This window comes from Enterobacter sp. UNJFSC 003 (assembly GCF_036903355.1).
Lineage (GTDB): Bacteria > Pseudomonadota > Gammaproteobacteria > Enterobacterales > Enterobacteriaceae > Enterobacter.
On sequence record NZ_JBAKHK010000319.1, the window covers coordinates 1 to 242 of the forward strand.

1 protein-coding gene is annotated in these 242 nt (G+C 52.1%); it reads right to left on the minus strand.

Features of this window, described 5'->3' with window-relative positions; translation table 11 throughout:
- A partial coding sequence (locus tag V5P19_RS24355) for an RNA repair transcriptional activator RtcR family protein (RefSeq protein WP_334408095.1) occupies window positions 1-242 on the minus strand: 242 nt, incomplete at both ends.

Here is a 242-nt window from a genome sequence, read left to right on the forward strand (position 1 = left end):
CGCTTCTGCCAGCAGAAACCAGCAAATCTGCGCGACGTGGGTACCGGTGGTGATGTGAATTAAATAGTCTTCTTTTTCTGGCTGAAACTCGTAACCACGGGCGAAATCATGCAGGCAGGCGTAGACCTCTTCGAAATCCCACGGGTTATGCAGTTCAATCTCAACGCTCACCACTTCTGTTTCTGGCGAAACGCTGGCGATATCGCGTTTAAGCGTTTCAAATAGCGAGCGCGAGCGGGCGT